11 protein-coding genes are annotated in these 12,198 nt (G+C 62.1%); 10 read left to right on the top strand and 1 reads right to left on the bottom strand.

Going from position 1 to position 12,198, the window contains the following annotated elements; genetic code table 11:
- The first annotated feature begins 4 nt into the window (after nucleotides 1-4).
- The 10 genes from cmk to ENGE1_RS14960 all read left to right on the top strand — a co-directional run bounded on the left by cmk (nucleotide 5) and on the right by ENGE1_RS14960 (nucleotide 11,437).
- Nucleotides 5-688 (top strand): (d)CMP kinase, encoded by a 684-nt coding sequence (gene cmk, locus ENGE1_RS15005; protein WP_043084809.1) that lies wholly within the window; start codon nucleotides 5-7, stop codon nucleotides 686-688.
- A gap of 125 nt (nucleotides 689-813) precedes the next feature.
- A complete protein-coding gene (rpsA, locus tag ENGE1_RS15000; protein WP_043084808.1) occupies nucleotides 814-2,487 on the top strand; it encodes a 30S ribosomal protein S1 in 1,674 nt (557 codons plus the stop codon).
- Nucleotides 2,488-2,631: 144 nt separating this feature from the next.
- Complete coding sequence (gene ihfB / locus ENGE1_RS14995; RefSeq protein ID WP_043084806.1) at nucleotides 2,632-2,919, top strand: integration host factor subunit beta; 288 nt, start codon at nucleotides 2,632-2,634, stop codon at nucleotides 2,917-2,919.
- 213 nt (nucleotides 2,920-3,132) lie between these two features.
- Complete coding sequence (locus tag ENGE1_RS14990; RefSeq protein WP_048252388.1) at nucleotides 3,133-5,394, top strand: ComEC family protein; 2,262 nt, start codon at nucleotides 3,133-3,135, stop codon at nucleotides 5,392-5,394.
- Nucleotides 5,395-5,430: 36 nt separating this feature from the next.
- On the top strand, nucleotides 5,431-7,179 hold the full coding sequence (gene msbA, locus ENGE1_RS14985; protein WP_045288001.1) for a lipid A ABC transporter ATP-binding protein/permease MsbA: 1,749 nt from the start codon (nucleotides 5,431-5,433) through the stop codon (nucleotides 7,177-7,179).
- Complete coding sequence (gene lpxK, locus ENGE1_RS14980; protein ID WP_064360645.1) at nucleotides 7,176-8,159, top strand: tetraacyldisaccharide 4'-kinase; 984 nt, start codon at nucleotides 7,176-7,178, stop codon at nucleotides 8,157-8,159. The genes msbA and lpxK overlap by 4 nt, the downstream gene beginning before the upstream one ends.
- Before the next feature lie 37 nt (nucleotides 8,160-8,196).
- Nucleotides 8,197-9,426 (top strand): winged helix-turn-helix domain-containing protein, encoded by a 1,230-nt coding sequence (locus tag ENGE1_RS14975; protein WP_048272884.1) that lies wholly within the window; start codon nucleotides 8,197-8,199, stop codon nucleotides 9,424-9,426.
- Between the two features lie 53 nt (nucleotides 9,427-9,479).
- A complete protein-coding gene (gene ycaR, locus ENGE1_RS14970; protein ID WP_043084797.1) occupies nucleotides 9,480-9,662 on the top strand; it encodes a protein YcaR in 183 nt (60 codons plus the stop codon).
- Complete coding sequence (gene kdsB, locus ENGE1_RS14965) at nucleotides 9,659-10,405, top strand: 3-deoxy-manno-octulosonate cytidylyltransferase (protein ID WP_043084796.1); 747 nt, start codon at nucleotides 9,659-9,661, stop codon at nucleotides 10,403-10,405. Before ycaR ends, kdsB begins: the two co-directional genes overlap by 4 nt.
- A 138-nt stretch (nucleotides 10,406-10,543) precedes the next feature.
- Nucleotides 10,544-11,437 (top strand): YcbJ family phosphotransferase, encoded by an 894-nt coding sequence (locus tag ENGE1_RS14960; RefSeq protein ID WP_043084795.1) that lies wholly within the window; start codon nucleotides 10,544-10,546, stop codon nucleotides 11,435-11,437.
- Here ENGE1_RS14960 and elyC read toward each other — a convergent pair.
- Nucleotides 11,414-12,193, bottom strand: coding sequence for an envelope biogenesis factor ElyC (elyC, locus tag ENGE1_RS14955; protein WP_048252391.1), 780 nt, complete (start codon nucleotides 12,191-12,193; stop codon nucleotides 11,414-11,416). The genes ENGE1_RS14960 and elyC overlap by 24 nt on opposite strands.
- Nucleotides 12,194-12,198 lie beyond the last annotated feature (5 nt).

Genomic DNA, 12,198 nt, shown 5'->3' with positions numbered 1-12,198 from the left:
AGAGATGATGGTAACTGCCCCGGTAATCACCATTGATGGGCCAAGCGGTGCGGGTAAGGGTACGCTGTGCAAGGCGATGGCGGAGGCGCTGCAGTGGCATCTGCTGGACTCCGGCGCTATCTATCGCGTCCTTGCCCTCGCGGCGCTGCATCATCACGTCGATCTCACCTCAGAAGATGCGCTGGTGCCGCTGGCGACCCATCTTGATGTCCGCTTCGTCTCTACTGACGGCAATCTGGAAGTTATTCTCGAAGGTGAAGACGTAAGTGGGGAAATCCGCACCCAGGAAGTGGCTAACGCCGCCTCGCAGGTCGCGCCTTTCCCGCGCGTGCGCGAAGCGCTGCTGCGCCGCCAGCGCGCTTTTCGTGAAGCCCCGGGCCTTATCGCCGACGGCCGCGATATGGGCACCGTCGTTTTCCCCGACGCGCCGGTGAAAATTTTCCTCGACGCCTCCTCGGAAGAGCGCGCCCAGCGCCGCATGCTGCAGTTGCAGGAGAAGGGCTTTAGTGTTAACTTTGAGCGCCTTTTGGCCGAGATCAAGGAACGTGACGATCGCGACCGCAACCGCGCGGTGGCACCGTTAGTTCCTGCTGCCGATGCTTTAGTGCTGGATTCCACACGATTAAGCATTGAGCAAGTGATTGAAAAAGCGTTACAATACGCCCGCCAAAAACTGGCTGCTGCCTGAATCTTCGGCGCACGGCCTCCGAATTTAGCAGTACCCCCGCTGCAAGGGAGTGTGAGCGGGTATGTAAAACAACCCCATCCGGCATGAGGCCAGGTGGACGTTAATCTAACTTTTGAAGATTAAACATGACTGAATCTTTTGCTCAACTGTTTGAAGAATCCCTGAAAGAAATCGAAACCCGTCCGGGTTCCATCGTTCGCGGCGTTGTTGTTGCTATCGACAAAGACGTTGTTCTGGTTGACGCGGGCCTGAAATCTGAATCTGCAATCCCTGCAGAGCAGTTCAAAAACGCAGCCGGTGAACTGGAAATCCAGGTGGGCGACGAAGTTGACGTTGCTCTGGATGCAGTAGAAGACGGCTTCGGTGAAACCCTGCTGTCCCGTGAGAAAGCTAAGCGTCACGAAGCCTGGATCACGCTGGAAAAAGCTTACGAAGATGCTGAAACTGTTACCGGTGTTATCAACGGCAAAGTCAAAGGTGGCTTCACTGTTGAGCTGAACGGTATTCGTGCGTTCCTGCCGGGTTCCCTGGTAGACGTGCGTCCGGTTCGCGACACCCTGCACCTTGAAGGCAAAGAACTCGAGTTCAAAGTCATCAAGCTGGACCAGAAGCGTAACAACGTGGTTGTTTCCCGTCGTGCCGTTATCGAATCCGAGAACAGCGCAGAGCGCGATCAGCTGCTGGAAAACCTGCAGGAAGGCATGGAAGTTAAAGGTATCGTTAAGAACCTCACTGACTACGGTGCATTCGTTGATCTGGGCGGCGTTGACGGCCTGCTGCACATCACTGACATGGCCTGGAAGCGCGTTAAGCATCCGAGCGAAATCGTCAATGTTGGCGACGAAATCAACGTTAAAGTCCTGAAATTCGACCGCGAGCGTACTCGTGTTTCCCTCGGCCTGAAACAGCTGGGCGAAGATCCGTGGGTAGCTATCGCTAAGCGTTATCCGGAAGGTACCAAACTGACCGGTCGCGTGACCAACCTGACCGACTACGGCTGCTTCGTTGAAATCGAAGAAGGCGTTGAAGGCCTGGTTCACGTTTCCGAAATGGACTGGACCAACAAAAACATCCACCCGTCCAAAGTTGTTAACGTTGGCGACGTTGTGGAAGTCATGGTTCTGGATATCGACGAAGAGCGTCGTCGTATCTCCCTGGGTCTGAAGCAGTGCAAATCTAACCCGTGGCAGCAGTTCGCAGAAACCCACAACAAGGGCGACCGCGTTGAAGGTAAAATCAAGTCTATCACTGACTTCGGTATCTTCATCGGCCTGGACGGCGGTATCGACGGCCTGGTTCACCTGTCTGACATCTCCTGGAACGTTGCAGGCGAAGAAGCAGTACGTGAATACAAAAAAGGCGACGAAATCGCAGCCGTTGTTCTGCAGGTTGACGCAGAGCGCGAGCGTATCTCCCTGGGCGTTAAGCAGCTGGCTGAAGATCCGTTCAACAACTGGGTTGCACTGAACAAGAAAGGCGCCATCGTTAACGGTAAAGTGACTGCAGTTGACGCTAAAGGCGCAACCGTAGAACTGGCCGACGGCGTTGAAGGTTACCTGCGTGCTTCTGAAGCATCCCGTGACCGCGTTGAAGATGCCACTCTGGTTCTGAGCGTAGGCGACGACGTTGAAGCTAAATTCACCGGCGTTGACCGTAAAAACCGCGCTATCAGCCTGTCCGTTCGTGCTAAAGACGAAGCTGACGAGAAAGATGCCATCGCTTCTGTTAACAACAAACAGGAAGACGGTAACTTCTCCAACGCTATGGCTGAAGCATTCAAAGCGGCTAAAGGCGAGTAAGTTCAGGTCTGCGTTATCCCTTCCGGGATAGCGAATAGACTTGACAGATTGCAGGATCCGTCCTGTAATCAATCACAAAGGGCGGCTACGGCCGCCCTTGTTCAAGCTGAAGCTTATCTTTTCTGAAAGGAAACCGGAGGAATCATGACCAAGTCAGAGCTCATTGAAAGACTTGCCAGTCAGCAATCACACATCCCGGCGAAAGCGGTTGAGGATGCGGTGAAGGAGATGCTGGAGCATATGGCCTCTACGCTTGCTGAAGGTGAGCGCATTGAGATCCGCGGTTTCGGTAGTTTTTCTCTGCATTACCGCGCACCACGCGTTGGGCGCAACCCGAAAACGGGCGATAAAGTGGAGCTGGAAGGTAAATACGTTCCGCACTTTAAGCCGGGCAAAGAGCTGCGCGATCGCGCCAATATTTACGGTGGCTGAGTGATTGGCGGCTTCGCCAGACTGAGCTAACGAGAAAGCACCTGCGGGTGCTTTTTTCATTTCTGATTTACGCGTCGCTTCTCTACGCAGATCGCAACGTCCGCTACAAATCCTGTAACTGCGTCTTTTCCTCTGAAACCGCCGCGCAATCGCGCGCTTTACGCCGGGCTTTTCGCCGCGCTCTGGCGATACTGTCGGTTCACGGAGGAGCCTATGCGATTACCTGTCTTCGCACTCTGCGTGATTACCGGCACCGCGCCGCTGCTCTGGCTGCCCGCGCTGCCGTCGATCGCGTTCACCGGGACCGTTATCCTGCTGTCGGCGGCGGTCTGCCTGCGCCTGCCGCCGCTGCGGCCTGCGGCGCTGACCGCGCTTTTTTTCTGCTGGGGCGTGCTGGCGGCCTGGCAGGAGGTGCTCCCGGCAACCGCGCTGCCGGGGAAGGTACTCCGGGCCGAAGTGCTGCTGACCGCAAGCGACGGCGCGGAGCGGCATGCAGGTCGCCTTCTGAGCATCGACGGTAAGCGGCAGTTTCCGCCGCCCGGCATTGCCTTCTACGGCCAGCCGCTGCCGCACAAGGCCTGCGCCGGGCAGCGCTGGCGGATGAGCCTCAAGGCGCGCGCAGTCCACGGCCAGCTTAATGAGGGGCTGTTCGACCGCCAGCGTTATGCCCTCGCGTCACATCTTCCGCTGACCGGGCGCTTCGTGCAGGCCGAGGTCGTCGATGCCGGCTGCGGCCTGCGGGCCGCGTTTATCAGCCGGCTTGCGCAAAGCCTGGCGGGCAGGCCCTGGCAGGCGGTCATGCTGGCCCTCGCGGCGGGAGAGCGCGTCGCCGTACCTGCGGAGATCGGCAGACTGCTGCAGCAGACCGGCACCGCGCACCTGATGGCGATCTCCGGCCTGCACATCGCGCTGCTGGGGATGCTCGGCTGGGGCGCGGCGCGCGGGCTTCAGCTCATGCTGCCGGGGCGCTATATCAGCTGGCGGCTGCCGCTGCTGAGCGCCCTGGCGGCGATGATTCTCTACGGCTGGCTGAGCGGCTTCCAGCCGCCGGCGCAGCGGACGGTCATTGCCGCAGTCTGCTGGACGCTGCTGCGCCTGAGCGGCCGGCGCTGGAGCAGCCTCGATGTCTGGCTGTGCTGCATCGCCGCCATCCTGCTTATCGATCCGCTCGCCGTCCTGTCAGAAAGCCTGTGGCTGTCGGCGTTCGCCGTCGGGGCGCTTATCTTCTGGTATCGCTGGGTGCCGCTGGGTAAATGGCCGCGCGGCGGCCCGCTGCGTGCGGGTCTGGGTCTGCTGCACCTGCAGCTTGGCCTGCTGTTTCTGCTGCTGCCGCTGCAGATTGCGGTATTTAACGGTTTTTCATGGACTTCGCTGCTGGCTAATCTGATCGCCGTTCCGCTGGTCACCCTGGTGGAGATCCCGCTGCTGATCGCCGGGATGCTGCTCAATCTGAGCGGACCGCAGGCGCTGGAGCAGGGCGTCTGGCATCTGGCAGACCGGGCGCTGGCCGCGCTGTTCTGGTTTCTTGGCGCGCTGCCCGACGGCTGGATTGGCGTGAGCCGCCGGTGGCAGGGCGCGGTAATGCTGCCGTGGCTGGCGGTGATCCTCTGGCGGCTCAGGAGCTGGCGGCGGATGTTTGCCTGCTGGCTGACGCTCGGGGTTCTCGCGCTGTATCCGCTGTGGAAACGTGCGGATCCGCAGCGCTGGTCGGTCACCATGCTTGACGTCGGGCAGGGGCTGGCGGTGGTCATCGCCCGCAATGGCAGGGCCATTCTCTATGACACCGGCCCGGCATGGCCCGGCGGCGACAGCGGTCAGCAGGTGATAATTCCGTGGCTGCGCTGGCAGAATTTACATCCTGAAGGGATTATCCTCAGCCACGAACATCTTGATCATCGGGGCGGGTTGAACAGCCTGCAGGCCGCGTGGCCCGCGCTGTGGGTGCGCAGTCCGCTGCGCGAGAAGGGCCATCTGGCCTGCTTTCGCGGCACCCGCTGGCGCTGGCAGGGGCTGACGTTTCGCGTCCTCTGGCCGCCGCCCGATACCCGCCTGACGGGCAATAATCGCTCCTGCGTGGTGAGGGTCGATAACGGCAGGCACAGCGTATTGCTGACCGGAGACATTGAAAGCGCGGGTGAAAAAATGATGCTCAGCCGCTACTGGCAGCATCTCTCCTCTACGCTTATCCAGGTGCCGCACCACGGGAGCAACACCTCTTCATCGCCGCTGCTGCTGCGGCGCGTCGAGGGGGCCATCGCGCTGGCCTCGGCATCGCGCTATAACGCCTGGCGGATGCCGGCAGAGAGAGTCCGGGTTCGCTACCGGCACTACGGCTACCGCTGGTTTGATACTCCCAGGCAGGGGCAGATAACGGTGGAGTTTGACGCCGAAGGCTGGCAAATCCACAGCTTACGCGATCAAATTTTGCGACGCTGGTACCATCCGTGGTTTGGCGATAGTGGCCAGAACGGGTAGAATGACCGGCTATTTCAACATGAGCTGATTTCCTGAATGCAGAACGACAAAGATCTTTCCACCTGGCAGACCTTCCGACGACTGTGGCCGATTATTGCGCCCTTCAAGGCCGGCCTTATTGTGGCCGCGGTCGCGTTAATTCTTAACGCCGCAAGCGACACCTTTATGCTGTCGCTCCTTAAACCGTTACTGGACGACGGTTTTGGCAAAACGGACCGTTCAGTGCTGCTGTGGATGCCGCTGGTGGTAATTGGCCTGATGATCCTGCGCGGGATCACCAGCTATATCTCAAGTTACTGTATCTCTTGGGTTTCTGGTAAAGTGGTGATGACCATGCGCCGCCGCCTGTTCGGGCACATGATGGGCATGCCGGTGGCCTTCTTCGATAAGCAGTCCACCGGGACGCTGCTGTCGCGCATTACCTATGACTCCGAGCAGGTGGCTTCCTCCTCCTCCAGCGCCCTGATTACCGTGGTGCGCGAAGGCGCATCCATTATCGGCCTGTTTACCATGATGTTCTGGTACAGCTGGCAGCTGTCGGTGATCCTCATTGTGCTGGCGCCGATCGTCTCTTTTGCGATCCGCATCGTTTCCAAACGCTTTCGCAGCATCAGTAAGAACATGCAGAACACCATGGGCCAGGTTACCACCAGCGCCGAGCAGATGCTGAAGGGGCATAAAGAGGTGCTGATGTTCGGCGGTCAGCAGGTAGAGACTAAGCGCTTTGAGAAAGTGAGCAACAAGATGCGCCTGCAGGGCATGAAAATGGTCTCTGCTTCCTCAATTTCAGACCCGATTATCCAGCTTATCGCCTCCCTGGCGCTGGCCTTCGTCCTGTACGCCGCCAGCTTCCCGAGCGTGATGGAAACCCTCACCGCCGGTACCATTACCGTGGTCTTCTCGTCAATGATTGCCCTGATGCGCCCGCTGAAGTCGCTGACTAACGTCAACGCCCAATTCCAGCGCGGCATGGCCGCCTGCCAGACGCTGTTCAGCATTCTCGACTCCGAGCAGGAGAGCGATGAAGGTACCCGGGTTATCGAGCGGGCGAAGGGCGATGTCGAATTCCGCGACGTGACCTTTACCTATCCGGGGCGGGAAATACCGGCGCTGCGCGATATTAATCTGCGCATCCCGGAAGGGAAAACCGTGGCGCTGGTGGGCCGTTCCGGCTCCGGTAAGTCGACTATGGCGAGCCTGATCACCCGCTTTTACGATATCGATAAGGGCAGCATTCTGCTCGACGGTCACGACCTGCGGGAGTACACCCTGACTTCGCTGCGCGACCAGGTGGCGCTGGTATCGCAAAACGTCCACCTGTTTAACGACACCATTGCCAACAACATTGCCTATGCCCGCAATGAAGTCTACAGCCGGGAGGATATCGAGAAAGCCGCCCGCATGGCCTACGCCATGGACTTTATCAGCAAAATGGAGAACGGCCTCGATACGGTGATCGGCGAGAACGGCGTGCTGCTTTCCGGCGGCCAGCGCCAGCGTATCGCGATTGCCCGCGCGCTGCTGCGCGACAGCCCGATCCTGATCCTCGATGAGGCCACCTCGGCGCTGGATACCGAGTCCGAGCGCGCCATTCAGGCCGCGCTGGACGAGCTGCAGAAAAACCGCACCTCGCTGGTTATCGCCCACCGCCTGTCGACCATTGAGAAGGCCGACGAAATCGTGGTGATTGAGGATGGCCGCATCGTTGAGCGCGGCAACCACCAGGACCTGCTGGCTCATAGCGGCGTGTACGCCCAGCTGCATAAGATGCAGTTTGGTCAATGATAGCCCGCATCTGGTCAGGCGAATCGCCGCTCTGGCTGCTGCTGCTGCCGTTCTCCTGGCTGTATGGCCTGGTGAGCGGCGCCGTTCGCCTCAGCTACCGGCTGGGCATTCAAAAAGCCTGGCGCGCACCGGTGCCGGTAGTGGTGGTGGGCAACCTTACCGCCGGCGGCAACGGCAAAACGCCGGTGGCTATCTGGCTGGTGGAGCAGCTCAAACAGCGGGGCATCCGCGCCGGCGTGGTCTCCCGCGGCTACGGGGGCAAAGCCGCCCGCTATCCGCTGCTCCTTAGCACGGAAACCGCGCCCGCGGAGGCGGGCGACGAGCCGGTCCTTATCTTTCAGCGCACCGGTGCGCCGGTGGCGGTTTCGCCGGTGCGCAGCGATGCGGTTAAGGCGCTGCTGGCCGCCCATCCCGACCTGCAAATCATCATCACCGACGACGGCCTCCAGCACTATAAGCTGGCCCGCGATAAAGAGATCGTGGTGGTCGACGGCGTCAGGCGCTTCGGCAACGGCTGGTGGCTGCCGGCGGGTCCGATGCGCGAGCGCGCCTCGCGGCTTAAGTCGGTGGACGCGGTGATCGTCAACGGCGGCGTGCCGCGCGAGGGTGAAATCCCGATGCGGCTGCATCCCGGCCTGGGGGTCAACCTGAAAACCGGCGCAACGCGCCCGGTCGGGGAGCTGGAGCACGTGGTCGCGATGGCCGGCATCGGCCACCCGCCGCGCTTTTTTGCCACGCTGGAAAACTGCGGGGCGGTGCCGGAGAAGTGCGTCGCCCTGGGCGATCACCAGGCCCTGACGCGCGACGCCGTCCGCCGCCTCGCGGACAGCGGTCAGACGCTGGTCATGACCGAGAAAGACGCCGTGAAGTGCCGCGCGTTCGCCGACGACCGCTGGTGGTACCTGCCGGTGGAGGCGCGGCTGGACGATCCCAGGGCACAGTCCCTTATTCAACAGTTAGTGGACCTGGCGCGGCGTTAGGGAGAGCGGCGGCGCAAGGCACAGATGAGGACCCGCAATGCCCGTACCTGAACTGACGCTCGCCGCCGCCCGCCATCTGCATCTTGCCGCCCAGGGGCTGCTGAAAAAGCCGCGCCGCCGGGCGCGGCCTGACGATATTCTCTCCGCCATCCGGCGCATGTCCCTGCTGCAGATAGACACCATCAACGTCGTGGCGCGCAGCCCCTATCTGGTGCTGTTCAGCCGCCTCGGCGACTACTCCCCCGGCTGGCTGGACGAGGCGCTGAATCGTGGCGAATTGATGGAGTACTGGGCCCACGAGGCCTGCTTCCTGCCGCGCAGCGACTTCGCGCTGGTGCGCCACCGGATGCTGGCCCCGGAGAACATGGGCTGGAAATACAGTCCCGAATGGATGGCGGCGCACCGCGAGGAGATTGCGGCGCTGCTGGCCCACATTGCCGAGCGCGGTCCGGTGCGATCGGCCGATTTTGAGCATCCCCGCAATGGCCCCGGCGGCTGGTGGGCGTGGAAACCGCACAAGCGCCATCTGGAGGGGCTGTTTACCGCCGGCCAGCTGATGGTGACCGGGCGCCACAACTTCCAGCGCATTTACGATCTGACCGCCCGCGTGATGCCCCACTGGGACGACGCGCGGGATCTGCTCACACAGGACGAGGCCGAAGCGCAGATGCTGCGCAACAGCGCCCGCAGCCTCGGGATCTTTCGCCCGCAGTGGCTGGCGGACTACTACCGCCTGCGCCGCGTCGATCTTCCCGCTCTGCTGGCGCAGTGGCGCGAAGAGGGCAGCATCACCGCCGTGGACGTCGCTACCCTCGGCCCGATGTGGCTGCACAACGATCTGCTGCCGCTGCTTGAGGACGCCCGGCGCGGCAGGCTGACCGCCACCCATAGTGCGGTACTGTCCCCCTTCGATCCGGTTGTCTGGGACCGCCGCCGGGCGCAAGAGCTGTTTGATTTCCGCTACCGGCTGGAGTGCTACACTCCGGCGGCGAAGCGCGAGTATGGCTACTTCGTCCTGCCGCTGCTGCACCGCGGCAGGCTGGTCGGACGGATAGACAGCAAGCTGCACCGCAAAACCGGCGTGCTGGAGATTTTCGCCCTCTATCTGGAAGAGGGCGTGCGGATCAGCGCGGCGCTGGAGCAGAGGCTGCGCCAGGCGCTGGACGACTTTGCCCGCTGGCAGGGGGCAGTACGCATTCAACTCAACCGGCGGCCGGACGCGCTTTTTCGCGCATCAGCCGGCGGTTGGGAAATTGACGCGCCGTAGCCCGGCTCTGTGCTATGCTGCTGCGTAATTTTTTCGGTCCCTCTGGAGGCGCTATGGATCACCGTTTACTTGAAATCATTGCCTGCCCGGTCTGCAACGGCAAACTCTACTACAGCCAGGACAAGCAGGAGCTTATCTGCAAGGCTGACAATCTGGCCTTCCCGCTGCGCGACGGTATCCCCGTCCTGCTGGAAACCGAGGCCCGCCCGCTGGGCGCGGAAGAGAGCCGCCCATGAGTTTTGTGGTCATTATTCCCGCCCGCTACGCCTCCACGCGTCTGCCGGGCAAGCCGCTGCAGGACATTAACGGCAAACCGATGATCGTGCACGTGCTCGAGCGCGCGCGCGAGTCCGGCGCCGGGCGCATCATCGTGGCAACCGATCATCCGGACGTGGCCCGGGCGGTCGAGGCCGCGGGCGGTGAGGTCTGCATGACCCGCGCCGACCACCAGTCCGGCACCGAGCGGCTGGCGGAAGTGGTGGAGAAGTGCGGCTTTGGCGACGATACGCTTATCGTTAACGTACAGGGCGACGAGCCGATGATCCCGCCGGTCATTATCCGCCAGGTGGCCGAGAATCTCGCCGCCAGCCGCTCCGGCATGGCGACGCTGGCGGTCCCTATCCGCGATGCCGAAGAGGCGTTTAATCCGAACGCGGTCAAAGTGGTGATGGACGCCGAGGGCTATGCGCTCTATTTCTCCCGCGCCACCATTCCGTGGGACCGGGATCGCTTTACCCTCAGCCGCGAGGCTATCGGCGACACGCTGCTGCGCCATATCGGCATTTACGGCTACCGCGCCGGGTTTATCCGCCGCTACGTCAGCTGGGCCCCGAGCCCGCTGGAGCAGATAGAGATGCTCGAACAGCTGCGGGTGCTGTGGTACGGCGAGAAGATCCACGTCGCCGTGGCGAAAGAGGTGCCGGGCACCGGCGTCGATACGCAGGAAGACCTTGAGCGCGTGCGCCGCGAGCTGCGTTAATCCCGCAGGATGCCCCCCTGGAGCGGGCATCCTGTTCCCCTCCTGCCATTATTCGCCCCTGCTTTGATCTTCTTCGGGTGACATCCCCGCCGTCGGCGCTCATTATGAAACCGGTTTATCTTGATAAGGAAGCCGGATATGGAACAGCTACGTGCAGAACTGAGTCACCTGCTTGGCGAGAGGCTGAGCCGGGTAGAGTGCGTTAACGAGAGACCGGACTCCGCGCTGTGGTCGCTGTACGATGCGCAGGGCAATGCCATGCCGCTGCTGGCGAAGACCTTTGCAATCCACGGCCTGGCGCAGCAGTTGGCGTGGAAGATCCCGACCCTGTCGCGCAGCGGTACGGTGCGGATGCCGGTGGTGTACGGCGTCATGACCCACGATGACAGCGCTGCGCCTGATGTACTGCTGCTGGAGCGCCTCTCCGGCGTCTCCGTCGAAGCGCCGGCGCGCACCCCCGCGCGCTGGGAGCAGCTCAAGGATCAGATTGTCGAGGCGCTGCTGGCCTGGCACCGGCAGGACAGCGGCGGCTGCGTCGGCACGGTGGACAGCACCCAGGACAATGTGTGGCCGCAGTGGTATCGCCAGCGCGTCGAGGTGCTGTGGAGCACCCTCGGACAGTACCGCGACAGCGGCCTGACCATGCAGGATAAGCGGGTCCTGTTTCGCAGCCGGGAGTGCCTGCCCGCGCTGTTTGAAAACTTCAACGACAACTGCGTGCTGATCCACGGCAATCTCACCCTGCGCAGCATGCTCAAGGACCCCCGCAGCGATCAGCTGCTGGCGATGGTGGCTCCCGGCGTGATGCTGTGGGCGCCGCGCGAGTATGAGCTGTTTCGCCTCGCCGGCTGCGAGCAGTCGGAGAGCCTGCTGTGGCACTACCTGCGCCGCGCGCCGGTGGCCGAGGCCTTCGTTGGCCGCCGCTGGCTCTATCTGCTGTGGGACGAAGTGGCGAGGCTGGTCAACACCGGACGCTTTAACCGCGCCCGCTTTGACCTGGCGGCAACCTCACTGCTGCCCTGGCTCAGCTGAGCTCCCCTTCAGCCACTGCCAGAGGCGGCCCAGGGTTTCGTAGCCAACGCGGTCGCTGTGCATCAGCCAGAACGGCGAAGGCAGCGCCTTCTCCCACGGATTGAGCGGCGATTCAATCGCCAGCTGGTTGGCCGGGGCGGGCAGCGGATTAAGCCCGGCGCGCTGAAAGAAGATCATCGCCCGCGGCAGGTGCGAGGCGGAGGTCACCAGCAGGAACGGCGCGTCGCCGATGCGGGCCTTGACGGCGGCGGCCTCCTCTTCAGTATCCTTCGGGCGATCGAGGACAACGATCTGCTCGCGCGGAACCCCGAGGCTTTCGGCCACCCTGGCGCCCGCCTCGGCGGTGCTGACTGGATTGGTCTTCGCCGCCGCGCCGGTGAATATCAGCGTCGCGCCGGGATTCTCCCGCCACAGGCGAATGCCCTCCGTCAGCCTCGGCAGGCTGTTATTGATCAGGTTCGAGCTCGGCGCCCACGCCGGATTCCAGGTATAGCCGCCGCCCAGAACCACCACGTACTCAACGCGCTGGCTGCCGTGCCAGGTGGGATAGCGCTGCTCAATGGGCTTCAGCAGGTGGTCGGCCACCGGCTGCAGGCTCAGCAGCGCAAGCATCAGCCAGCTGATGCTCACCAGCAGCTTGCCGCTTTTCTGAAAACGGCTGCACCACAGCAGAGCAATGCCTGCGGCCATCATTAGCAGCAGCAGCGGCAGGGGCAGCATCAGGCCGCCAATCACTTTTTTCAGCGTAAAAAGCATCCTCG

It is taken from the genome of Pluralibacter gergoviae ATCC 33028 = NBRC 105706, from assembly GCF_001598855.1.
Taxonomy (GTDB): domain Bacteria; phylum Pseudomonadota; class Gammaproteobacteria; order Enterobacterales; family Enterobacteriaceae; genus Pluralibacter; species Pluralibacter gergoviae.
Note: the sequence above shows the minus strand (reverse complement) of the source record. Positions and strands in the feature narration are given on the sequence as shown.

Excerpts from the sequence above, each read along its gene's own strand:
- ENGE1_RS14960 (WP_043084795.1), top strand. The coding sequence starts at position 10,544 with ATGGAACAGCTACGTGCAGAACTGAGTCACCTGCTTGGCGAGAGGCTG.
- ycaR (WP_043084797.1), top strand. The coding sequence starts at position 9,480 with ATGGATCACCGTTTACTTGAAATCATTGCCTGCCCGGTCTGCAACGGC.
- cmk (WP_043084809.1), top strand. The coding sequence starts at position 5 with ATGATGGTAACTGCCCCGGTAATCACCATTGATGGGCCAAGCGGTGCG.
- elyC (WP_048252391.1), bottom strand. The coding sequence starts at position 12,193 with ATGCTTTTTACGCTGAAAAAAGTGATTGGCGGCCTGATGCTGCCCCTG.
- ihfB (WP_043084806.1), top strand. The coding sequence starts at position 2,632 with ATGACCAAGTCAGAGCTCATTGAAAGACTTGCCAGTCAGCAATCACAC.
- kdsB (WP_043084796.1), top strand. The coding sequence starts at position 9,659 with ATGAGTTTTGTGGTCATTATTCCCGCCCGCTACGCCTCCACGCGTCTG.
- ENGE1_RS14990 (WP_048252388.1), top strand. The coding sequence starts at position 3,133 with ATGCGATTACCTGTCTTCGCACTCTGCGTGATTACCGGCACCGCGCCG.
- lpxK (WP_064360645.1), top strand. The coding sequence starts at position 7,176 with ATGATAGCCCGCATCTGGTCAGGCGAATCGCCGCTCTGGCTGCTGCTG.
- rpsA (WP_043084808.1), top strand. The coding sequence starts at position 814 with ATGACTGAATCTTTTGCTCAACTGTTTGAAGAATCCCTGAAAGAAATC.
- msbA (WP_045288001.1), top strand. The coding sequence starts at position 5,431 with ATGCAGAACGACAAAGATCTTTCCACCTGGCAGACCTTCCGACGACTG.
- ENGE1_RS14975 (WP_048272884.1), top strand. The coding sequence starts at position 8,197 with ATGCCCGTACCTGAACTGACGCTCGCCGCCGCCCGCCATCTGCATCTT.